23 protein-coding genes and 1 other RNA gene are annotated in these 23,485 nt (G+C 43.0%); 16 read left to right on the top strand and 8 right to left on the bottom strand.

Annotated elements, in window-relative coordinates; genetic code table 11:
- Window positions 1–193: 193 nt before the first annotated feature.
- Window positions 194–1,399 (top strand): 3-(3-hydroxy-phenyl)propionate transporter MhpT, encoded by a 1,206-nt coding sequence (mhpT, locus tag VXQ11_RS03845; protein WP_416705473.1) that lies wholly within the window; start codon window positions 194–196, stop codon window positions 1,397–1,399.
- 140 nt (window positions 1,400–1,539) lie between these two features.
- On the top strand, window positions 1,540–1,866 hold the full coding sequence (locus VXQ11_RS03840) for a hypothetical protein (RefSeq protein ID WP_064095995.1): 327 nt from the start codon (window positions 1,540–1,542) through the stop codon (window positions 1,864–1,866).
- Between the two features lie 48 nt (window positions 1,867–1,914).
- Here the strand turns inward: VXQ11_RS03840 and glnG are convergent, their stop codons facing one another.
- Both glnG and glnL read right to left on the bottom strand, forming a co-directional pair.
- Complete coding sequence (gene glnG / locus VXQ11_RS03835; protein WP_064095996.1) at window positions 1,915–3,396, bottom strand: nitrogen regulation protein NR(I); 1,482 nt, start codon at window positions 3,394–3,396, stop codon at window positions 1,915–1,917.
- Window positions 3,383–4,492: a nitrogen regulation protein NR(II) gene (gene glnL, locus VXQ11_RS03830; RefSeq protein ID WP_416705472.1), complete on the bottom strand. Its 1,110-nt coding sequence runs from the start codon at window positions 4,490–4,492 to the stop codon at window positions 3,383–3,385. Before glnL ends, glnG begins: the two co-directional genes overlap by 14 nt.
- Window positions 4,493–4,833: 341 nt before the next feature.
- Between glnL and rimO the strand changes: the two genes are divergently transcribed.
- The 12 genes from rimO to lpxA all read left to right on the top strand — a co-directional run bounded on the left by rimO (window position 4,834) and on the right by lpxA (window position 17,277).
- Complete coding sequence (gene rimO / locus VXQ11_RS03825) at window positions 4,834–6,177, top strand: 30S ribosomal protein S12 methylthiotransferase RimO (RefSeq protein ID WP_064095998.1); 1,344 nt, start codon at window positions 4,834–4,836, stop codon at window positions 6,175–6,177.
- Between the two features lie 46 nt (window positions 6,178–6,223).
- Window positions 6,224–6,952, top strand: coding sequence for a UMP kinase (pyrH, locus tag VXQ11_RS03820; protein WP_004786170.1), 729 nt, complete (start codon window positions 6,224–6,226; stop codon window positions 6,950–6,952).
- A gap of 80 nt (window positions 6,953–7,032) precedes the next feature.
- Window positions 7,033–7,587, top strand: a complete 555-nt coding sequence (frr, locus tag VXQ11_RS03815; protein WP_064102041.1) for a ribosome recycling factor — start codon at window positions 7,033–7,035, stop codon at window positions 7,585–7,587.
- 7 nt (window positions 7,588–7,594) lie between these two features.
- Entirely contained in the window at window positions 7,595–8,347 is a 753-nt protein-coding gene (uppS, locus tag VXQ11_RS03810; RefSeq protein ID WP_064096000.1) for a polyprenyl diphosphate synthase, read from the top strand.
- Window positions 8,348–8,350: 3 nt separating this feature from the next.
- Complete coding sequence (locus VXQ11_RS03805) at window positions 8,351–9,175, top strand: phosphatidate cytidylyltransferase (RefSeq protein ID WP_064096001.1); 825 nt, start codon at window positions 8,351–8,353, stop codon at window positions 9,173–9,175.
- A complete protein-coding gene (ispC, locus tag VXQ11_RS03800; RefSeq protein ID WP_416705471.1) occupies window positions 9,176–10,372 on the top strand; it encodes a 1-deoxy-D-xylulose-5-phosphate reductoisomerase in 1,197 nt (398 codons plus the stop codon).
- Between the two features lie 3 nt (window positions 10,373–10,375).
- Window positions 10,376–11,731: an RIP metalloprotease RseP gene (gene rseP / locus VXQ11_RS03795; protein ID WP_064096003.1), complete on the top strand. Its 1,356-nt coding sequence runs from the start codon at window positions 10,376–10,378 to the stop codon at window positions 11,729–11,731.
- 39 nt (window positions 11,732–11,770) lie between these two features.
- Entirely contained in the window at window positions 11,771–14,347 is a 2,577-nt protein-coding gene (bamA, locus tag VXQ11_RS03790; protein WP_416705470.1) for an outer membrane protein assembly factor BamA, read from the top strand.
- Between the two features lie 82 nt (window positions 14,348–14,429).
- Window positions 14,430–14,927: an OmpH family outer membrane protein gene (locus tag VXQ11_RS03785; protein WP_416705469.1), complete on the top strand. Its 498-nt coding sequence runs from the start codon at window positions 14,430–14,432 to the stop codon at window positions 14,925–14,927.
- Window positions 14,928–14,930: 3 nt separating this feature from the next.
- Window positions 14,931–16,001: a UDP-3-O-(3-hydroxymyristoyl)glucosamine N-acyltransferase gene (gene lpxD / locus VXQ11_RS03780; RefSeq protein ID WP_416705468.1), complete on the top strand. Its 1,071-nt coding sequence runs from the start codon at window positions 14,931–14,933 to the stop codon at window positions 15,999–16,001.
- A 5-nt stretch (window positions 16,002–16,006) separates the two neighbouring features.
- Window positions 16,007–16,492 (top strand): 3-hydroxyacyl-ACP dehydratase FabZ, encoded by a 486-nt coding sequence (gene fabZ / locus VXQ11_RS03775; RefSeq protein WP_171254947.1) that lies wholly within the window; start codon window positions 16,007–16,009, stop codon window positions 16,490–16,492.
- Window positions 16,489–17,277, top strand: coding sequence for an acyl-ACP--UDP-N-acetylglucosamine O-acyltransferase (lpxA, locus tag VXQ11_RS03770; RefSeq protein WP_064096008.1), 789 nt, complete (start codon window positions 16,489–16,491; stop codon window positions 17,275–17,277). The genes fabZ and lpxA overlap by 4 nt, the downstream gene beginning before the upstream one ends.
- A 59-nt stretch (window positions 17,278–17,336) precedes the next feature.
- Here the strand turns inward: lpxA and VXQ11_RS03765 are convergent, their stop codons facing one another.
- Window positions 17,337–18,134, bottom strand: a complete 798-nt coding sequence (locus VXQ11_RS03765; protein WP_064096009.1) for a YbgF trimerization domain-containing protein — start codon at window positions 18,132–18,134, stop codon at window positions 17,337–17,339.
- A gap of 294 nt (window positions 18,135–18,428) precedes the next feature.
- On the opposite strand from VXQ11_RS03765, the gene ffs reads away from it, so the two are divergent.
- An RNA gene (ffs, locus tag VXQ11_RS03760) (signal recognition particle sRNA small type) lies at window positions 18,429–18,525 on the top strand.
- 207 nt (window positions 18,526–18,732) lie between these two features.
- Here ffs and VXQ11_RS03755 read toward each other — a convergent pair.
- The 4 genes from VXQ11_RS03755 to VXQ11_RS03740 form a co-directional block, all read right to left on the bottom strand.
- Window positions 18,733–19,350 (bottom strand): regulatory protein RecX, encoded by a 618-nt coding sequence (locus VXQ11_RS03755; protein WP_416705467.1) that lies wholly within the window; start codon window positions 19,348–19,350, stop codon window positions 18,733–18,735.
- Between the two features lie 91 nt (window positions 19,351–19,441).
- Window positions 19,442–20,485: a recombinase RecA gene (recA, locus tag VXQ11_RS03750; RefSeq protein WP_416681074.1), complete on the bottom strand. Its 1,044-nt coding sequence runs from the start codon at window positions 20,483–20,485 to the stop codon at window positions 19,442–19,444.
- Window positions 20,486–20,630: 145 nt separating this feature from the next.
- Window positions 20,631–21,071: an RNA-binding S4 domain-containing protein gene (locus VXQ11_RS03745; protein WP_144723958.1), complete on the bottom strand. Its 441-nt coding sequence runs from the start codon at window positions 21,069–21,071 to the stop codon at window positions 20,631–20,633.
- Window positions 21,064–21,738 carry an HAD-IA family hydrolase gene (locus VXQ11_RS03740; RefSeq protein WP_416705466.1) on the bottom strand — a complete coding sequence of 225 codons (675 nt, stop codon included), beginning with the start codon at window positions 21,736–21,738 and terminating at the stop codon, window positions 21,064–21,066. Before VXQ11_RS03740 ends, VXQ11_RS03745 begins: the two co-directional genes overlap by 8 nt.
- 221 nt (window positions 21,739–21,959) lie before the next feature.
- Between VXQ11_RS03740 and VXQ11_RS03735 the strand changes: the two genes are divergently transcribed.
- Window positions 21,960–23,261 carry a tyrosine-type recombinase/integrase gene (locus VXQ11_RS03735; protein WP_416705465.1) on the top strand — a complete coding sequence of 434 codons (1,302 nt, stop codon included), beginning with the start codon at window positions 21,960–21,962 and terminating at the stop codon, window positions 23,259–23,261.
- Here VXQ11_RS03735 and VXQ11_RS03730 read toward each other — a convergent pair.
- Window positions 23,171–23,392, bottom strand: a complete 222-nt coding sequence (locus VXQ11_RS03730; RefSeq protein ID WP_005251506.1) for a hypothetical protein — start codon at window positions 23,390–23,392, stop codon at window positions 23,171–23,173. The genes VXQ11_RS03735 and VXQ11_RS03730 overlap by 91 nt on opposite strands.
- Between the last annotated feature and the right edge of the window lie 93 nt (window positions 23,393–23,485).

Here is a 23,485-nt window from a genome sequence, read left to right as displayed (position 1 = left end):
CAATTGAAATTATTAAGATGTAATAAGTCTGGATACTTAATCTTTTAGGTCTAATTTTGACACTATTTATTGCCGATGAGAGTACTTAAACCCGACTATTGTCGTGCTATTTCTCAATCAGCATTAAGTTGAGAATAGGGCAATGGATCGCCAGGTGATGAAGCGATTTGTAGATTATTGATGGAGATCAATCATGGCACAGCCATACAGCGGAAAAACCCAAAAAATCTTAACCATATTCTTATGTTTTTGGGTCGCATTTTTTGAAGGTTTTGACCTTCAAGCTCCCGGGGTTGCAGCGAAAGGAATTGCAGCAAGCTTTGGTTTAGGTCAGGTTCAAATGGGTTATGTGTTTAGCCTGGGCGTCTTTGGAATGCTGTTCGGCGCATTCTTTGGTGGACGTATCGCAGATTATTTAGGGCAAAAGAAAGTCCTGATGCTCTCTGTGACTATTTTTGGTCTGTTCATGTCGCTGACTGCGATTGCGCCAAGTATCGAAGTTTTATATGCAGCGCGTTTCTTTACCGGGCTGGGTTTAGGTGCTGCAATGCCGACCATGATTTCAGTCGTCGGTGATGAAGCAACGGAAGCCAACCGTGGCAAGTTAAATAGTTTGATGTATTGTGGTTTGCCGGTAGGTGCGATCTTTGTTGCCGGTCTGGCCATGCTGCTTCCGGATATTCAATGGCAAACCTTATTCCTGATTGGGGGATTAACGCCTTTGGTATTAATTCCATTGATGGCGTTTATTCTTAAAGATAAGCCTAAAATGAATGTGGAAGTGCCGGTTTCTGGCGAAGCTGTACCGGGAATGGCTGAAGTTTTGTTCAAGCAGCGACAGTATAGAAATACATTACCTCTTTGGGTTGGTTTCTTTTTTACTCTCATGATTAATTATATTTTGATCAGCTGGTTGCCTAATTTACTTATGGAACAAGGCTTACAGAAGCAGCAGGCATTTTTGGTAATGTTAATGTTCCAGATAGGGGCAGTGATTGGAACCTTAAGTCTGGGTTATTTACTGGACCGTTTAAAGCTTTGGCAAATGGCAGTCATTATTTATAGTGGTTTGTTTGTGGCGCTGGTATTACTTTTTACCACTACTTCTATTCCACTTTTGATTTTTGCGGGAATTATGGGAGGTATTTTCTCTACAGGTGGCCAATCTATTCTCTATGGGATCTCACCGATTTTTTATTCGGACTTGGGTAAGGTGACTGGTGTAGGGAGTGCAATCTCGCTAGGACGTTTAGGGGCGATGACCGGACCGTTGTTAACCGGAAAAATTCTGGCATTGGGTTTGGGAACTACAGGTATTCTTATGGCAAGTTTACCGGCAGTGGTGGTCTCGGCAGTCGCAGTCACAGCATTATCACGTTATAAGGCTGCGCATACCTAATTGGGCCTTGAGAGCAGAGCTATCAATATTAAAAAAGGGAGTCTGAAGATTCCCTTTTTTATCAACTGGATTTTTAATTGAGTAAAGACAAGCCATAAAATTTGCTAAAATAGACAAATAGCAAACAGATTGACTTTCATATGGCATATCAAATTATTCCGCTTTCGATTCAGGCCACCGATAATATTGCCTGCCCACATTGCCACCAAGACATCATTAACTGGCAGGAAGAGCAATATATCCAACCTTGTGAACATACCTTATTTATTGCCATGGATATTGGCTTTGAATATATCACTGATGAATTCGAGCAAACCATGCAAAAAACAGTGGATGAATTGCATGCCAATGACGACGTGGTAAATATGTTTGAGGAAATTAGCCTAAGTACATATCCAAACTATTTAATATTAAAATCTGATTTGGGCGCAGCAGGCTATTCACGTTATATTGGTTTAACTGTCTAACTTTTTACTGGTCGTAATAAAAAAGCACCCGCGGGTGCTTTTTTATTTTCAGGCCTGGCTTTCGATTTCTTCTACTTCGTCATCATCAGCACTGTCCATGCCCAGTTCTTTAAGTTTGCGGGTCAAGGTGTTACGCCCCCAGCCCAGAAGTTCAGCAGCATGACGCTTACGGCCGCGTGTTTGTTGCAGGGCTGCATTAATTAGAGTGCGCTCAAACATGGGTGTCGCTGCATCCAGTAATTTCATCTCGCCATTTTTCAGCTTCTGGATTGCCCATTGACCTAGTAATTCATCCCAGTGATGCGGTGCAATCTGGTTCAGGTTTGGGATCGGAGCACCAGGATCCTGTTGCTGGATCGGAATCTGTTTCAGTTCAGGTGGCAGGTCTTCAGGATAAACTTCACGACCTGTAATCATTACGGTTAGCCAGCGACAGGTATTTTCCAGCTGACGAACATTACCTTGCCAAGGCAGCTTTTGCATGTATTCCTGAGTTTCAGGACGCAATATCTTGGGATTTACACCGAGTTCCTTCCCGGCACGTGCAAGGAAGTGCTGTGCCAGCATCGGAATATCTTCACTGCGATGTGCCAATTTGGGGATATGAATCCGGATCACATTCAGGCGGTGATACAAGTCCTCCCGGAAACGGCCATCATGGACCAGTTTTTCCAGATCCTGATGTGTCGCTGCCACGATACGCACATCGACCTTAACCGGAATATGACCGCCAACACGGTAGAACTCACCATCTGCGAGTACACGTAGTAAACGGGTCTGGGTCTCAAATGGCATATCGCCAATTTCATCTAAGAACAATGTACCGCCGTTGGCCTGTTCAAAACGACCTTGACGTTGGGTATTGGCACCGGTAAAGGCACCTTTCTCATGGCCGAATAATTCTGTCTCGATCAGGTCTTTTGGAATGGCTGCCATATTGAGCGCAATAAAAGGTTTTGAACTGCGTGGTGAATGACGATGCAGGGCATGCGCCACCAGCTCTTTACCTGTACCCGACTCACCATTAATCAATACGGTAATGTGCGATTGAGACAAACGGCCAATGGCTCGGAATACTTCCTGCATGGCAGGTGACTCACCAATAATCTCTGTAGATTGAATTGGCGGGGCAGTCTTTGCTGACTCTTGCTGCTGCAGCTTGGTAATATGTAAAATTGCACGATTTACCAGCGCCAGCGCTTCATCAATATCAAAAGGCTTAGGTAAATATTCAAATGCACCGGTTTGATAACTTGATACAGCAGATTCCAGGTCTGAATGTGCTGTCATAATAATGACAGGCAGGTCCGGATAACTGTGTTTAACCTTGCCCAGGAAGGTGAGTCCATCAATACCCGGCATGCGGATATCGGTCAGAATTACATCGGGTGCTTCAATACTCAATTGATCCAGAGCAGATTGTGCTTCTTCAAAACTGGTCACATCCAGACCTTCTTCTTTAAAGGTCTTTTCCAGTACCCAGCGCATGGCGCGATCATCATCAATCACCCATATTTTATTTCGCGACATGATTTGACTCCCAAGGTAAATATAAGCTAAAGACAGTTTTTCCAGCCACAGACTGACACTCGATCATGCCGTTGTGCTGATGAATAATATTTTGAGCAATACTGAGGCCCAGACCGGTTCCTTTGGCCCGGCTGGTGACCAGTGGATAAAACACCGATTCGATAATATCTTCCGGAACTCCCGGGCCATTGTCTTCAATATCAATCCGTACCACAGAACGGTGAATCACCCCGTTAATGGTAAATAGACGCTGAATCCGGGTTCTTAAAATCAGTTCCGGTTGATGTTCGATAAAGAATTCCTTGTTTTCGGTCATGGCCTGTACAGCATTGGCACAAATATTCAAAATGACTTGAATCAGTTGGTCTCGGTCTGCCAGAACTTCAGGTAATGACAGGTCGTAATCCCGGGTAATTTTGATTTTCTTTTTGGTCTGGTTGGCAATCAGGGAGCGTACCCGTTCCAGTGGTTCATGTATATTGACCAGTTCATAGCTTGGAAGCTGGCGTGAACCAAGCATGGTGTCGGCCAGATTTCTGAGTCGATCCACTTCACTAATGATAATGTCGGTAAATTCTTTATATTGTGGATCATTCAGGCTGCGTGCCAGCAATTGGGTCGCCCCGCGAATGCCACCGAGTGGATTCTTGATTTCATGCGCGACACCGCGAATCAGCTGGCGCGCGACCTGGTGCTGTTGTACCAGATTTTCTTCACGCGAGATTTTGAGCATGCGATCGCGAGGATTGAGTTCGATGAGTAACAGCGGATGATAAGGTTTGCCAAGGTTTAGCTGAGAAACAGTGTAATCGACATGAATGTCTTTAAAGTTGACCAGAATAGTGGCTTCACGACGCGTATAGGGCTGTCCCGTACTTAAGGTATTATTCAGGGCTTCTTCGGTATTAAACTCATCTGTGGGGTTTTGCAAAATATTCAGCACAGATGTGCCACTCGCCCGAAATAAGCTCACATCAAATAGGGCTTCGCAGGCAGAGTTCAGATAATAAATATTTAGATCGCGGTCTATCAATAAGATACATGTGGTCATATTGTCCACTAAAACACGATAGTCGATCGGAATAAGTTGATCCATTCGCGGGTTTGTTCCTGTATTAAAATGGCGCAATGGCATCTTCATAAAGCAATTTAATCAATTTTAAGTTCTGATTTGATGCAAGATGCACGCCAACTTTTATGAATAGAGTTTATTTTTTGCTGGAAAACGCAGAAATGTGGCAGAGCAACATGGTTCATCTTAGATATAACGGATTAATTTGAGGCTGTAAATCTAAAATGATTCATTTTGGTGCATTGCTGGGTATCTTGAATATTTTATGGCTATATTTTAGTGCGTGATGCAAAGAGTCGGGTTTTCAACTATTTTTATGATGCGAAAAGACATACAATACGCGCATTCTAGTAGAGCGAAAATTCATGAAGTCCCCCAAAGTCGGTTTTGTATCTTTAGGTTGTCCTAAGGCATTGGTAGATTCTGAACGTATTTTAACCCAGTTAAAGACTGAAGGTTATGACGTCGCTTCGGATTATGACGGTGCTGATTTAGTTGTAGTAAATACCTGTGGTTTCATTGAATCTGCAGTGCAAGAATCGCTAGATGCGATTGGTGAGGCGATGAGCGCGAATGGTCGCGTGATCGTAACAGGTTGTCTAGGTAAAGACGAAGACAAGATTCGCCAGATGCATCCGAATGTCCTGAAAGTGACAGGTGCAGCGGCATATAAAGAAGTTATGGATGCGGTTCATCAATACGTGCCTGAGCCGCCAAAACACAATCCATTTATTGATCTGGTTCCAGAGCAAGGCATCCGCCTGACCCCAAAACACTATGCTTATCTGAAAATATCTGAAGGCTGTAACCACCGTTGTACCTTCTGTATTATTCCAAGCATGCGTGGCGATTTAGTCTCACGTCCAGTCGGTTCTGTGCTTGAAGAAGCTGCAGCGCTGAAACGTGCCGGTGTAAAAGAAGTACTTGTCATCTCCCAGGATACTTCTGCTTATGGCCTAGACACCAAATACAAGCTGGATTTCTGGAATGGTCAGCCAGTTAAAACCAAATTCTACGATATGTGTGAAGCATTAGGGCAGTTGGGAATCTGGGTGCGTTTGCACTATGTTTACCCATATCCGCATGTGGATGCTGTAATTGACCTGATGGCACAAGGCAAAATCCTACCTTATCTGGATATCCCATTCCAGCATGCAAGTCCAAAAATTCTCAAACTGATGAAACGGCCTGCGCACAGTGAAAATACCCTGGAGCGTTTGAAAATCTGGCGCGAGAAATGTCCTGATCTGGTGCTCCGTTCAACATTTGTGGTGGGTTTCCCGGGTGAAACCGAAGAAGACTTCCAGATGTTACTGGACTGGCTGAAAGAAGCTCAGCTGGACCGTGTGGGATGTTTCACCTATTCGCCAGTTGAAGGTGCGACAGCAAATGATTTGCCAGATCACGTTCCTGAAGAAATTAAACAAGAACGCTATGAGCGTTTCATGCAAGTTCAGCAGGAAATCTCGGCAGCCAAACTCCAACAACGTATCGGTCAGATCATGACTGTGCTGGTAGATGACCTGGAAGATGAGTTCCCGGTAGCGGTTGCACGTTCGTATGCAGATGCACCTGAAATTGATGGCAATGTTTTTGTTGAAGATATCGATAAAAGTGTCATTAAGGCAGGGGATTTGCTTGAAGTTGAGATTACGGATGCAGATGAATACGATCTGTATGCAAAACTCATTTCAGTCAAGTCAGCTTAAGATTTTGAATTAAAAAAATTTAAATTGAATACTTTGGAGTTTGATGATGTTGGATTCTAAAAAGCCACGCTTTGGTCGCATCCTGTTAAAGCTTTCTGGTGAAGCGCTGGCAGGCAATAAAGACATGGGGATCGACGCACAGGTGCTCGATCAGATGTCACTTTCTATTGCGCACCTTGTGGGTTTAGGCGTACAAGTAGGTATTGTTGTTGGTGGTGGTAACCTGTATCGCGGTAGCCAGCTACAAAAAGATGGCCTGGTGGGTCGTGTAACTGGCGACCAGATGGGTATGCTGGCTACAGTCATGAACGGTTTGGCACTGCGTGATGCTTTGGTGCGCCGTAATATTAAAACCCGTTTAATGTCTGCTTTGCCAATTGGTGCTGTAGTTGAGTCTTACTCAAGCCGTGATGCAATCCGTCACCTGACTCAGGGTGAAGTATGTGTATTTGTGGCAGGTACAGGTAATCCGTTCTTTACGACAGACACTGCTGCCTGTTTACGCGGTATCGAAATCGAATCAGATTTGATCTTGAAAGCAACCAAGGTAGATGGCGTATATAACAAAGATCCAAGCAAGTACGAAGATGCAGTGAAATATGACACTTTGACTTTTGACCAGGTTCTGGACGAAAAGCTGGGTGTGATGGATTTAACAGCGATCTGCTTGTGTCGCGACCACAATGTACCACTACAAGTATTTGATATGAATAAATCTGGTGCATTGCTTTCCGTCGTTATGGGCGAAAAAGAAGGAACTCACGTTACCAATTAATGACGTGAGCACCAAAGCACTTTATACTACACGCTAATTTAGTAATAACCTCTTTTAAAGAATTAAGTAAGGAAGATCATATGATTAACGATCTTAAAAAAGACGCAGAAGAGCGTATGAACAAGTCACTTGAATCGTTGGAACACGGTTTTGCTAAAGTTCGTACCGGACGTGCGCATCCCTCGATTCTAAACGGTGTCATGGTTCCTTACTATGGCTCTGATGTGCCATTGAACCAGGTTGCAAACGTAGGTGTTGAAGATTCACGTACTTTGCTGGTTCAGCCATTTGAACGTTCAATGGTGGCGGCAATTGATAAGGCGATCCGTGAATCTGATCTGGGTCTGAACCCGATTACTGCGGACGCGATCCGTGTGCCAATGGCAGCTCTGACTGAAGAAACCCGTCGTGACATGCAGAAAGTTGCACGAAACGAGGCTGAAAATGCCAAAGTTGCCATCCGTAACATCCGTCGTGATGTATTAGGCGATATCAAAGCATTGTTGAAAGAAAAAGAAATTTCTGAAGATGATGAACGCCGTGCTTCTGACGACATTCAGAAAATTACAGACAAATTTGTTGCTGAAGTAGACAAACGCTTGGCTGCGAAAGAAGCTGAATTGATGAAGGTCTAATTCATCGATGACCGCTGCTGAAGAAAATTCCTGTCTTCCAAAACATGTTGCCATCATTATGGATGGCAACAATCGTTTTGCCAAAAAAAATCAGATGCAAAAAGGTGACGGGCACCGTGAAGGAAAAACGGTTCTGGATCCTATCGTCGAACATTGCAGAAAAAGAAATATCCAGGCTTTAACTGTCTTTGCATTTTCCAGTGAAAACTGGAACCGTCCCCAATATGAAGTAGACCTGCTCATGAAGCTGTTGGAAGACACCATTCATGAACAGTTGCCACGTATGGAAAAATTTAACATTTCCTTGCGATTTATTGGTGATCGGTCGCGTTTATCTCCTGAACTGCGGGCACTGATGTTGCAAGCAGAACAAAGGACTGCTAATTTCGATAGTATGACGCTCACCATTGCAATCAGCTATGGTGGAATGTGGGACATGGCACAAGCTGCGAAGCAGATTGCTGCGGATGTTTTAACAAATAAATTAGATCTTGAAGCAATTGATACTGATATGTTTGGTCAATATGTCAGTCTGAGTGACTTGCCGCCTGTTGATCTGCTGATTCGTACTGGTGGAGATTTCCGCTTGTCCAATTTCCTGCTCTGGCAGGCAGCATATGCAGAGCTGTATTTTACTGAGACCTTATGGCCAGAATTTACCATAGAAGAGTTTGACGATGCACTTGCTGTGTTTGGTGGTCGCGAACGTCGTTTTGGTAAAACATCAGAGCAGATTCATCAAGAAAGACTTGAGAATTAATAAATGTTTGAGCGGATTATAACCGCATTGGTACTGGTAGCAGTTGTACTTAGTTGCATGTTTGCTACCGAATCACATTATCCAATGTTCGCATTGATGGTTGTGGCTGCCGGGGTGGCAGGCTATGAGTGGTTTAAACTCATGCCTCGAAAATTTAAACATGTCGTCAAACCTGTTGCTTGGGGATATGGAGTGCTCACTGCAGCACTCTCCGCTTTGGCATTGTATTTTGCCGAGGTCGCCTTATTGTTATGGGTAGCTTCTATTGTTACCTGGTTACTCAGTATTTACTGGGTAAAAACCTACCCTGAATATGATGGCTGGTACAATAACAGTCTGCATGGCATCGGGGTGGTGTTAATTTCCGCTGCGGTTACTGCAATTTTCTCGGTCTGGCAAAGTTCACCTTGGTGGTTGATGTACCTGTTTTTACTGGTATGGGGCGCAGACAGCGGTGCGTATTTTGTAGGTCGTAAATTCGGCAAGAAAAAACTGGCGCCAGATGTCAGTCCTAACAAGTCTATAGAAGGACTTTATGGCGGTATTGTTACTTCAATGCTGATCGTGACTGCAGTTGCTTTGCTTTATCTGGATATGACTTGGCCAGAACTGATTTTATTCCTTATTTTGTCAGTGGTTACAGTATTTAGTTCGGTGCTGGGAGACCTGTTTGAATCCATGATCAAACGTCGTGCCGGTATTAAGGATTCAGGTCGAATTTTGCCAGGGCATGGCGGAGTACTGGATCGTATTGATTCTTTGCTTGCTGCAGCTCCAATCTTTGCAGCAGGTATGGCTGTTTTAAAACTTATTGGTGTAGATTTATAAATGTCACAAGCAGTTTGTATACTGGGTGCTACAGGTTCCATCGGTCAAAGTACTTTAAAAATCTTACAGCGACACCCTGAAGCATACTCGGTTTTTGCTGTGACCGCGCAAAGTCGTATTAATGAGCTGGTCGAAATTTGCCGTCAATACCATCCTAAAGTGGTGGTGGTGCCAGCTGATAAAGTAGATGAACTCTCAAAACGACTCCAGCAACACCATTTATCCGATATTGAAATTCTGCATGATGAAGCCGGTTTAATTGCAGTGGCTGAACATACTGATGTCGATATTGTGATGGCAGCCATTGTTGGTGCAGCAGGCTTGTTACCAACCTTGGCTGCGGTGAAAGCAGGTAAGCGCGTACTGCTGGCCAATAAAGAAGCCTTGGTCATGTCGGGTGACATCATGATGCAGGCGGTGCGCGATCATGGTGCTTTATTGCTTCCTGTTGATTCTGAACACAATGCAATTTTTCAGTGTCTGCCCCAGCATTATTTTGAAGCAGAGCGTCACGGTAAACCAAAACTGGGTGTATCCCAGATTTTGCTGACCGCATCAGGTGGTCCATTTCTAAACCACAGCATGCAGCAACTTGAGGTAGTTACACCTGCCCAAGCCTGCAAGCATCCCAACTGGTCTATGGGTCAAAAAATTTCAGTCGATTCTGCTACCTTGATGAATAAAGGTTTGGAATTGATCGAAGCCTGCCATTTGTTTGCAGTTCAAGAACAATTTGTTACAGTTGTTGTGCATCCACAGAGTATTATTCACTCAATGGTTCAATATGTAGATGGTTCGACTTTGGCACAAATGGGTAATCCGGATATGGGCACGCCTATTGCACATGCTTTGGCATGGCCTGAGCGTATCAGTACGCATGTGGCACCGCTGGATCTGTTTATGCATTCACAACTCAATTTTCAAGAACCGGATGTAGTCCGTTTCCCTGCATTAAAACTGGCACGTCAGGCCATGCAGAGTGGCGGAATTGCACCTACGATTTTAAATGCGGCCAATGAAATTGCAGTTGCTGCATTTTTAAATCAACAGATCAGATTTACTCAAATTCCTCAAGTGGTTGAGCATGTTCTGAATCAGATGGACAATCAGCCCGCACATGATCTGGAGGCTATCTTGCAAGCAGATCAAATGGCACGAGGTTTATCACAGCAGTATGTTGTGAATAAAGGAAGTTAAAACATGAGCGCCTTGTTTATTATTGCAGCCGCAATCCTGTTACTCGGTCCCTTAATTGCGATTCATGAGTTTGGTCACTATATTGTAGCGCGTAAACTGGGCGTTAAAGTTCTGGTCTATTCCATTGGTTTTGGACCGACCTTATTAAAATGGACCTCGAAAAAATCTGGAATTCAGTACCAATTGTCTGCCTTGCCTTTGGGCGGGTACGTCAAAATGCTGGATGAGCGAGAAGGCAATGTCGCTGAAGAAGATTTACCGAAAGCCTTCAATCGGCAGCATCCGTGGAAGCGGATTGCCATTGTGGCCGCGGGTCCGTTGATCAACCTGATTTTTGCAGTCCTTCTGTTTTGGGTGCTGTTTTTACCGGCACAAGAACAACTCAATACCCGGGTAGGCAAAGTTCTTCCAAATACTCCTGCTGCGACCGTACAGATGCAGCCAGGTGACAAGATTGTAGCTGTGGATGGCACTCAGGTAGAAACCTGGGAAAAACTCAATTATGCCTTGGTAGATCGTGTTGGTGAAACTGGCGTGGTTTCTATACAGGTGGACCGTGCGGGTGAGAACAAACAGTTCCAGTTGCCGATTCAGGAATTCCTCAAAGATCAAAGCCAGTCACCACTCGATAGTCTGGGCTTCTTGCCATATCGTCCACAGATTCCGGCAGTCATCTCCAAACTCAGCGATGATGGAGCAGCCATACGTCAAGGCTTGAAAGAGGGTGACAAGATTCTGGCCATTGATGGTGTGCAGATGAAAGACTGGTTTGATGTCGTACAGGTGGTGCAGGCATCTCCAGAAAAGTTGCTTAAAATTGATGTACTACGTGGAAATCAGGTGGTTCAGCTTGAGGTCATGCCGCAAGGCAAACGTGACAATATGGGGAATGTGACCGGTATGCTGGGCGTGCAAAGTGACCCGGGTAAAATTAACATTCCTGCAGAATATAAGCAGACCATCCATTATACGCCAGGTGAAGCGCTGGTCATGGCATTTGATAAAACAGCACATTTATCTTCAATGATTCTGAACTCGATTGTCAAAATGGTGCGTGGCCTGATTGGTCTGGATAATTTATCAGGACCAATTACCATTGCCAAAGTGGCCGGGCAGAGCGCAGAAATGGGTTGGGAAACTTTTATTTCCTTTATGGCCCTAATGAGTGTAAGTTTAGGAATATTAAACCTATTGCCTATTCCAATGCTTGATGGTGGACATCTGGTTTACTATTTTGTTGAATTAATTCGTGGTAAACCTGTTTCCGAACAAATACAATTGGTTGGACTAAAAATTGGTATGGTACTGCTCGGCAGTATGATGCTTCTGGCATTATTTAATGATTTTATGCGTTTATAACAACGTAGATGGAATAAATTAACAGCGGAAAAGACTGGCATGCAGCACACACATTTATTTATGCCTCTGGCACTCGTTAGTGCAATGGCAGTAGCACAACAAGTATATGCAGCAGATGAATTCATTGTACAAGATATAAAATTTGATGGATTAGTACGTTTAACTCCTGACAATGTGTATGGCCTAGTGCCGATTAACAGTGGTGATCGGGTCAATGATCCTATCATCTCTAATGCAATTCGTAGCTTGTATGCATCAGGCCTGTTTGATGACATTAAAGCTGTTCAGCAAGGCAATACTTTGGTTTTCCAGGTGGTTGAACGCCCAGTCATTTCAAAAATTGAATTGAAAGGCAATAAGCTGATTCCTAAGGAAGCACTTGAAGATGGCCTGAAGAAAATGGGTCTGGCTGAAGGTGAGGTACTGAAGAAGTCAGCATTACAAACCATTGAAACTGAACTTGAACAGCAGTACATGCAGCAAGGTCGTTATGATGCGGATATTACAGTTAAGACAACTCCTCGACCAAATAACCGGGTTGAATTGCTAATTGATTTTGTTGAAGGCAAAGCAGCCAAAGTTTTCGATATCAATATTATTGGTAATACTGTATTTAAAGAATCCGATATCAAGCAGGCTTTTGCAGTAAAAGAAAGTGGCTGGAGTTCTGTCATTTCCCGAAATGACCGTTATGCACGTGAAAAAATGGCGGCAAGCCTTGAAGCTTTGCGTGCCATGTACCTGAATCGCGGTTATATCAACTTTAATATTACCAATTCTAGTCTTAATTTGAGTGAAGATAAAAAGAATGTCTTTATCGAAGTTTCTGTGGATGAAGGTGAGCAGTTTAAATTTGGTCAAACCAAATATTTAGGCGATGCGCTTTATAAGACTGAAGAATTGCAAGCCTTGCAAATCTTTAAAGAAGGCGAAATTTATTCTCAGGAAAAGGTCAACGCGGTTAAGCAGTTATTGTTACGCAAATATGGTAATGCGGGTTATTACTATGCCGAAGTCAACGTTGTTCCTCAAATTAACAATGACACCAAAATGGTTGATCTGAATTACTATATTAATCCGGGTCAGCAGGTTACGGTACGACGTATTAATTTTACCGGTAACAATAAAACAGCCGATGAAGTATTACGCCGTGAAATGCGCCAGATGGAAGGTGCATTGGCAAGTAATGAGAAGATTGACCTTTCTAAAGTGCGTCTGGAGCGTACCGGCTTCTTTAAAACCGTAGATATTAAACCGGCACGTATTCCTGGTTCGCCGGATCAGGTAGATCTGAATGTTGCAGTCGAAGAGCAGCATTCAGGAACCAGTACCTTGGCGGTTGGTTTCTCGCAAAGTGGGGGTGTTACATTCCAAGCTGGTTTAAGCCAGACCAATTTCTTGGGTACCGGTAATAGTGTATCGATCGATTTATCACGTTCTGAAACGCAAGATTACTATAACCTGAGTGTGATGGACCCGTACTTTACGATTGATGGTGTGCGTCGCGGTTATAATCTTTATTATCGTAAAACCAAGCTGGATGATGACTATAACGTCAACAACTATGTAACAGACAGTTTTGGTGGTGGGATCAACTTTGGTTATCCAATTGATGAGAACCAGAGTGTGAGTATGGGGCTGAATATTGACCAGACCGAAGTAACAACTGGTCCGTATGTATCTACTTATGTACGTGACTATTTGTTATCGAAAGGTGGCAAGGCCACTAATCGCCGGACTGATGTGTGTACAGCCTATCTGTATTCTCAGGCAGATTTAGATGTGTTGGATAAAAAGCCGAGACCAACAAATCCACCTGAAGGTTATGACATCAAAGACAAGTGTCTGGATGCCGATCGTCAGACAGCGAACTTGGTTGATTTTGATGACCAGTTCAAAGGTGACTTCTTAACCTACAATTTGAATTTGGGATGGTCTTATAATACCTTAAACCGCCCGATGTTCCCGACAAGTGGTATGTCACATCGAATCAATGGTGAAGTCGCATTGCCAGGCAGTGATGTGGAATACCAAAAACTGACTTATGATGCGCAGGCATTCTTCCCGCTTGGAAAAGATTTTATCCTGCGCGGTTATGGCAAGTTGGGTTATGGTAATGATCTGCCATTCTATAAGAATTTCTTTGCAGGTGGTTTCGGCTCGGTTCGTGGCTATGATAACAGTACACTGGGTCCTAGATATCCAGGCGTAACTTTTAATGAAACCAATCAAAGAGATTGGGATCCTGAAGAAGTCGGTGGTAATGCTTTAGTGCAGTTTGGTACTGAACTGGTGCTTCCTATTCCGTTCAAGGGAGATTGGGCACGTCAGGTTCGTCCAGTCCTGTTTGCTGAAGGTGCACAAGTATTTGATACACAATGTGATGTACCACGTGGTGAGATATATGTTAATAGTCAGGTTGGCCGGGTAGATGCCAAACAGTATTGTAAGGACAACTTCGGTTTTGATGTGGATAATATGCGTTATAGCGTAGGTGCTGGCTTTACCTGGATTACCATGATTGGGCCATTATCATTGAGCTATGCTTATCCATTGAATAAAAAAGACGGCGATGAAACCAAAAATATCCAGTTTGAAATTGGACGTACTTTCTAAGAGTCTCAGGAAATCCTGAAGGTAGATTTTGCTCATGAGGTTTAAAAACTTTGTGAGCAAATTTTTTTGAATGAGTAAGAATATGAAAAAAATGATTATGGCGATGAGCCTGGCTTTAGCGAATATTGCTCCTATAACTAATGCGGCCAGTATTGGGGTAATTGATCTGGAACGAGTGGTTGAGGGGAGTACATACCTGAAACAACAAAATTCGATATTCCAGCAAAAAATTCAACCGCAAACGACCAAGATTGAGCAGCTCAGTAAAGAACTAGAAGCTTTACAGCAACGTGCTCAGTCAAATACCAAATTGACTGATGCAGAAAAACAGCAAATGTCTGCCCAGTATCAAACCAAGTTTCAGGAATTAAACCAGCTCCAGCAATCTGTGCAGAGTAGTGTTCAGGGTTCAATTAAACAGATTCGCACCATATTTGATGCACGTGTCAAGTTAGTTGCTGAGCAACTGCGCAAAGAAAATAACCTGGATGGGATTTTAAATAAAAATTCAGCACTTGCTTATGACGCTAAATATGATTTAACTGATAAAATGATTCAAAAGGTTAATGCAATTAAGTAATCAATGAATCATCAAAAACTTCAGTTAGCTGATCTCGCTCGTCTTGTACAAGGCGAGTACGTAGGTCAGGCAGATTTGTGTTTGAGAGGTCTGGCAAGTCTTGAAAAGGCAACTTCTCAAGACCTGGCATTTGTTAATGCAGATAAATATCTGGAACAGGCTGCTCAGAGTCAGGCGGGCGCTTTGATTGTAACTGCTGAATTAAAAGAGCAGCTAAGGTCCCAGCACAACTTTATTATAGTGGCCAATCCTTACCTGGCTTTTGCTATTCTGACTCACGTTTTTGAGAAAAAGAATACGAATCGGGGCATTGAGAGTACTGCACAAATTCATCCATCTGCCATCATTGCTGACAGTGCCTATATTGGACATTATGTAGTAATTGGCGAGAACTGCGTAGTGGGTGAAAACACGATTATTCAGTCGCATGTCCAAATAGATAATCAGGTTGAAATTGGTAATGACTGTTTTATTGATGCACATGTCACATTGACCGGTGAAACCAAAATCGGAAATCGTGTTCGCATTCATGCCAATAGCGTGATTGGCAGTGAAGGTTTTGGTTTTGCTCCTTATCAAGGTAAATGGCATCGTATTGCCCAGTTGGGTTCGGTGCGCATTGCCGATGATGTCCGGATTGGTTCAAACTGTAGTATCGATCGCGGTGCCTTGGATGACACGATTTTGGAACAAGGTGTCATTATTGATAATCTTGTGCAAATCGCCCATAACGTCAAGATTGGTGCTAATACCGCTATTGCGGCTAAATGCGGTATTGCAGGTAGTACCACAATTGGCAAAAACTGTATTCTGGCAGGTGCTTGTGGTGTATCAGGACATCTAGATATAGTCGATAATGTGACATTAACTGGAATGTCAATGGTGACAAATAACATTACTGAAGCTGGTACATATTCTTCAGGTATGGGATTGCTGCCAAATCAGCAATGGAAACGCACGGTGGTTCGTTTAAGACAATTAGCAGATGTGCCATTGACCCAATTGGTAAAACGATTAGATCATATGCAATCTCAAATTGAGTCCATTGAATCAACATTTAAGTTGCGTAAATAATTATGATGATAGAGTCGAATTTGCCTACATTCACGAAGCCTGAATTGCCAATGAATATTCAAAAGATTCGTGAATATTTGCCCCATCGTTATCCATTTTTACTGGTTGATCGCGTTGTTGAGATTACCGAAAATGGCATTGTTGGTTATAAGAATGTCTCAATTAATGAAGAGTTTCTGCAAGGCCATTTCCCGAATTATCCCATCATGCCGGGTGTGCTGATTGTAGAGGCATTGGCTCAAATTTCTGGAATCTTGGGCTTTGTGATGAATAATGAAGTTCCAAGCGAGGGTTCATTGTTCCTGTTTGCGGGTGCGGAGAGGGTTAGATTTAAAAAACAGGTGGTTGCAGGTGACCAATTGGTTTTAAAATCTGAATTAGTGATGCATAAACGCGGCATTTACAAATATAATTGTACTGCCACAGTAGATGGCGTCGTCGCAACAACCGCGGAAATTATGGTTTCGCATCAGAAAGTCGAGCAGGCATGAGCAATAATCCCCTGATTCATCCAACTGCCATTATTGATTCATCAGCAGTCATTGCTGCCGGTGTAGAAATTGGTCCTTATTGTATTGTTGGGCCAAATGTCACTATTGGGGCGGGTAGCAAACTTCATTCACATGTCGTGGTGGGAGGCTATACGCGTATAGGTGAATATAACGAAATTTTCCAGTTTGCCAGTGTGGGCGAAGTTTGTCAGGATCTAAAATACGCAGGTGAAGAAACCTGGCTGGAAATTGGTGATCATAACAAGATTCGCGAGCATTGCAGTCTGCATCGTGGTACGGTCCAGGATCAAGGTATAACCAAGATTGGCAGTCATAATCTGCTCATGGTGAATACGCATATTGCTCATGACTGTATGGTCGGTGATTATAATATTTTCGCCAACAATGTCGGTGTGGCTGGTCATGTGCATATAGGTGATTACGTCGTCATTGGCGGTAACTCTGGAATCCATCAGTTCTGCAAGATTGACTCTTATAGCATGATTGGGGGTGCATCATTAATTCTAAAAGATGTCCCGGCTTATGTCATGGTTTCAGGCAATCCGGCGCATGCATTTGCCATGAATGTCGAAGGTATGCGTCGTAAAGGCTGGTCGAAAGATACCATTAACGGTTTGCGTGAATCCTTTAAGCTGATTTATAAATCGGGATTAACCACTCAGGAAGCGGTTGAGAAAATCCGTGGCGAAATTCTTCCAGAAGTTCCTGAAGCACAACGTCTGATTGATTCACTTGAGCAGTCTAAGCGTGGCATCGTGCGCTAAATGACAGAATTAAAAAAAGACACCTTCATGGTGTCTTTTTTGTTTTAGAACTTTCTATTTTACTTAAGAAATTTTATTTCCTCTGCTTTCGGATAATTCTTCAATAACTTTGTTTTATATTGCGATGCAAGCGTAGCATTCTTTTCGACATCTTTGCTGATGTTATAAAGCTGATACAGGGCAGTAGAGGCTTTTGCCGAATTTGGATAGCGGTCCACTACAATCAGATAATTTCGTTTCGCTTCAGCAAATTTTGGCGGGTCGATCGCCAGATTGAATTCTGCTAACCAGAAATAAGCATTGCTGATATAAACGCTATTCGGATTGTTTTTAATAAAGTTTTGCATGGGTGCAATGGCTTTGGCTGCACCGCCATTTTTATAAGCATCTAAAGCCACGGTATAAGCTGCTTTTTCCAGCTCAGCAGGTTGCTGTCCGCTGCTTGCTGTATTGACCTTATTTGCGCTTAGGCTGGGTGCAGTATCCTGTGGGTTTTCCTCCGTTGGATTGTCTTCAGCAGGTTCAATTTTTTGCTGTAACAGTTCTAGGCGCTGATCGAGATCGGCATAACGATTGTTCAGTTCATTTTTAAGCTGCGCAATCTCATTTTCCTGTTCCTCTATTTTACCGCGCAAAATCCGCAGATCATTCTCGAGCTGCTGGTTCTTTTGCATGATTTGCCAGCTGGTATTGGTTTGAACGGCTGGAGCTGCGCCAGCAGGGATTGCGGCTGGGGTATTGACTGCAGTCTGGTTGCTGGTTTGACTCAAGCCACGCGATTCAATAGGAATATTGGCAAATAGAGGAATGGTAAAGAGTGCTGTCACTGCACACAATACGGTCTTTTTAAGCATCATAAAATTTCCATAATTCTTTGTGAGATGCGGATCCGCTACTCATCTTTTCAAGATAGATCATTGATATACGTTGCACACATTAAAAACGGCATTTTTAGAAAATGCAACAAGGTTTTACAAAGATCATGTGAATCTGAGTATTGATGGATTGATTGTGAAGATTGCTCCCAAAGCTGCAGAAATATCGATATTGTTTTTAAAATAATCAAACGGATAGCTGAAAGGGGTATTTTAAGAAACAAGGCTTGCAACTTGATTAAAAATCTCTATACTCTGTTTTTGTAATGGTAGCCCTGCTGGTTACTTCGCAATTGTACTCTATGAACCCCGCCAGGACCGGAAGGTAGCAACGGTAGTAGAACTATGATGTGCCGGAGCTTTGCTGGTAGGGTTGCCACCATATTCTTATTATAATAACAATGCAACTTCGCAGTTTTATATTTTCACATATCATTCCTTTTTCAATATCCTCACACAGCATTATCTTATTAGTTTAATGATTAAATCATTATTAGTTTATATTGTGCTTTACTTTATTTTCTCAACTATATGGGATTAAATATTTAATTCATTAAGGCTTTCAAAAAAAAGATAAGAGTTAATCTTCTGCTTTACGGTTAATTGCCTTGATAATCGCATCCATTTCAAAACCACGATACATCAGGAAACGGATCTGTTTGGCTTTGAGCTTAGGATCTTTAGTGACTTCTATTCCATATTTTTTTACTTTTAGCTCGTAGGCCTGCTGTACCCAGTCGGTTTCCTTGAGTTCTTCCGAAATAAGCGCGGCATCAATCTTTTTACTCTTGAGTTTCATTTTAATTTGATTGGGGCCTTTGCCTTTACGCTTTTGACTCGACAACATGGTTTCCGCTACGCGCTGATCACTTTGATAGTTCTCACGGGACAGCTCTTCAACCAGATTAATAACTTCATCACGATGCTCTGCATAGAGGGCGAGTTTCTCTATCAGTTCAGCTTTGGAATATTCCTTGCGCGTCAGTACCGCAAAAGCATAAGAACGTAAACGTGAGCCAGTCAGTCCTGGTTTTTTTTCATCTTTGGCTGATGATGAAGAAAACAGGCGTTCCTCGGGATCAAATTCAGGAGTGTCTTGCAGCGCTGTTTTTGCAGGTCGAGTATGATCTTCAGTATCGCCAAACTGCTGTTTTAAAGTTTCATAATCGAGCAGTTTGCTAAATTTCGCGTCTGACATGATTCTCTCGGATTTTACATTCCATATATAATAACAAAACGCCCCGTAGGGCGCTGTGTCTTGACGTTTATAGATGATGCATCTAATAATATCACGCATCTAAAAAGTCGGGCTCTTCCTTGCTATTGTCTTCTTCAACAACCACTGCTTTAGTCAGAAGCTGGTCGCGAATCAGTTTTTCAATCGTCTGAGCCATTTCTTTATGCTCTTCCAGATAACGGATGGTGTTGTTCTTACCTTGGCCAATTTTTTCGCCTTGATATGAATACCACGCACCGGCTTTCTGCACGATTTCTTGCTGTACAGCAAGGTCGATCAATTCACCTAGATGGTTAACACCTTTACCGTAAAGAATCTGGAATAGTGCTTCCTTGAACGGAGGCGCCATTTTGTTTTTCACGACTTTGACTTTGGTTTCAGACCCAACAATCTCGTCACCTTCTTTCACTTGTCCAATACGACGAATATCCAGACGTACAGATGCATAGAACTTCAGTGCGTTACCACCAGTTGTGGTTTCAGGGCTACCGAACATGACACCAATCTTCATACGAATCTGGTTAATGAAGATCACCATGCAGTTTGAGCGTTTGGCATTACCGGTAATTTTACGCAGTGCCTGGCTCATCAAGCGGGCTTGCAGACCCATATGCGAGTCACCCATTTCACCTTCAATTTCAGCGCGCGGAGTCAAGGCAGCCACGGAATCGACAACGATCATGTCGATCGCGCCAGAACGCACCAGCATGTCTGCGATTTCAAGTGCCTGTTCACCGTGATCGGGTTGCGATACCAGCAGGTTGTCGATATCTACACCCAGTTTGCGTGCATATTGAGGATCAAGTGCGTGTTCTGCATCGATGAATGCACATGTACCGCCTGCTTTTTGACACTCTGCAATTGCTTGCAGAGTCATTGTGGTTTTACCTGAAGATTCAGGACCATAGATCTCGACGATACGACCTTTAGGTAAACCACCAATACCGAGCGCGATATCCAGCGTTAAAGAACCTGTAGACACAGCTTCAACTGCCTGAACGGTATTGTCACCAAGACGCATAACTGTATTTTTACCAAACTGTTTTTCAATCTGGCTTAAGGCAGCATTGAGCGCCTTGTTTTTATTCTCATCCATCTTACAACCTCAATACGATGTCACTAAGTTAGTACTCAAGTGGATGTCTTAAATTAGAGCTTTGTTCCACAGGTGTATAGTGACAGAATTTTCCCTAGTGTTCTATAAAAGTCAGCGCATGTACGACATATTCTGACGCTTAAATTTAATCGTCATTATAGGACCATGACTCATCAAAATTCTGACTATTTTCATTTTTAAATTTACTGATGTCACGACGATCTTTCTTGCTTGGACGATGGTCGGGACGAGCTAGATTATGCAACTTTCTTTGTGATGTAATCAATTCCCGACGTGCAATACTGACTTCGGTTTCTTCATACAGTTTTTGTGCCACCGGTGCAGGGCCACGAACATCAGAAAGTTCCTTAACCAGCACGGTTTTTTTGTCGATACCTTGCTGAATCGTCAGTTCCATACCGACGCGGACTTCGCGTGATACCTTGACACGTTCACCATTGTGATGAACTTTACCGCCTTCAATCGCATGTTTGGCAATCGAACGGGTTTTGAAAAACCGTGCTGCCCATAGCCATTTGTCTATACGCATGCCTACCGCATCTTCGGGTAAAGACGATTTACGCATATTTTATTTCTACCTCAGCCTGATTTAAATATGTGATTAAATCTGTTAATTGGTGCAGCATCGGGTAATTGCAAGTCTCGCGTGCGACTTTGGCTGAAGAGGGTTGCTGGATGCTCAACAGATTTTGAATGCCATAGGTTTTGGCGCCATTCAGGACTTTTTCAGTATCATCAATAAAATAAGCATGTGTAGGATCAAATGGATGCAGTGCATTCAGGCCTTGCCAGAATTCGACAAATTCTTTGGCATGCCCAATCGTTTCTGAGCTGACAATCACATCAAAATAATCTCTTAAATTCAAGTGATCCAGTTTGAAAGCTAGACCGGCACAGTCAGCGTTGGTGGCCAGCCAGATGGGATAGCCGTTATTTTTGAGATAATCCAGTAATTCAAGACAGTGAGGGCGTAAAGCGACTTTATCTTTATGTTCAATTTGCATGGCCAAAACATCAACTCCGACTTTCGCCGTCCAGAAGCGCGAGGAGTACCAGTTTAAAGTGTGATTATGTTGCTGATAAAATGCAAAGAGTATCGCTTGGCTTTGTTCCAGGCTACAGCCATGAGTTGCTGCATAACGTACAGGCAATAACTCGTTCCAGATAAAATCATCGTAGGCAAGGTCAAGTAAAGTACCATCCATATCGAAAATTATAGTCGGCTTTTGCATTCAAGATTCTCCAAAGTTTTTCAAAGTTCAACAAAGCATATAGAAAAGCTTTAGATTCAATAGAATTACTCAATTTTCGCGTTCTTTAACGACAATCAAATAATTTCAAAGTTCAACAAAGTCATTTACCTTTCAAGAAAAAATATGTACATATGTGTGTACATAATTTCGCTCTGCCTGAATATGTACAGAGTATAGAACATTTGGACTGGAAAATTTAAATGGCTTTAAGTGATAGTTGGCTCAAATCCAACAATGGGAAACCGCGTGAAAAAGTTGAGGTGGTGACGGATCGTGATGGCCTGTCAGTTCGAATTACACCTAAAGGCAAAATCGTCTTTCAATATCGCTATCGTTTTGGCGGTAAGGCGAAAAGACTGGACTTAGGTACTTATCCCTTACTCAGTTTAAAAGATGCCCGGATACAGGTGCATAAATATAAAGCTGAGTTAGACCAGGGCAAGGATCCGATGCAGCTCAAACTGAAAGGGGAAAGCGACTATCTGAAACAGCTCACAGTCAAAGACATTTGTGATCTTTGGTTTAATACGGTGGCCATTCATAAAGTCTCATATAAGGATGATTATCGAGCCTTTGAGTTGCACGTTTACCCACGTATAGGTAGAAGGATCTGTGATGATGTGTCGCTGCAAGAATGGTCACAATTGCTTTTTGATATTGCTGCAGATGCTAGAACCGTATCGATCAAGGTGCTGGGCAATTTAAGAATGATCATGCGCTGGGGATGCATTCACGGAAAACTACAGCATCAGCCTATTCAGCACTTGAGAGCAGCAGATCTAAACGTAAAGAAAGTCAAACGGTCGCGTTATCTTTCAGAACAGGAAATATTCTGGGTGGTGCATGCTTCACTGCGATCGAATGCCATATCACCAAAAAACAAAGCCATTATTATCATGCTGCTGTTCTTTGGTTGTCGTGTTTCAGAATTAAGGTTGGCCAAGAAGTCTGATTTTGATTTTCAGGAAATGATCTGGCATGTACCACCAGAGAATCACAAGATGGGGGATCGCACCCATAAGCCGATTATCCGGCCAATCATTCCGCAAATTGTGCCATTTATTAAGTATGTCTTTTCACTCTCACCAGATAGCTGTGAATATGCTTTCCCGAACTTGAAGGGTAAAGCCTATACCATGCTGGCCAAAAGCTTTCAGACCACTATACCTATATATGTGAATGAGAATGTGCGTAAACGTTTTGGGGGGGAGATCCAGCACTGGACCACGCATGATTTACGCAGAACCATGAGAACGCATATATCAGAACTGGCACCACCGCATATTTGTGAAATTATGCTTGGCCATGGTTTACCTGCGGTGTGGGGAACTTATGATTTACACGAGTATTTAGATGATCAGGCGCAGGCGTATGAAAAGTGGTTTTTCAAGCTCTGCGCCATATTGGACAATTACGAGCGCTTTGATATCAAAGGCTGTATTTCAAGTGATTCAAGCAATCCGTTGTCTCTTTCCCAGGCATCCACGGCTTTAATGCCATAGCGGCTGCTTGAGCGCCCATGTGCTTTGATCACTGGTTCAGGAAAATCCTTTTTATTGCGCCAGTTGATCAAAGTGCCTTTTGTTACCCCATAACGCTTCAGTAACTCAGGCGTTGAGATATATAAAACCATCAAGACACCTCCTTTAAAACCTTCAAGTATTCCGCTTTTGCATTCGCCCAATTCGCTGCATCGTATGGACTTAAACCTTGTGCTTTGCACCAG

It is taken from the genome of Acinetobacter sp. 197 (assembly GCF_048148385.1).
Taxonomy (GTDB): domain Bacteria; phylum Pseudomonadota; class Gammaproteobacteria; order Pseudomonadales; family Moraxellaceae; genus Acinetobacter; species Acinetobacter pecorum.
This window is presented reverse-complemented; position numbering and strand designations above follow the sequence as displayed.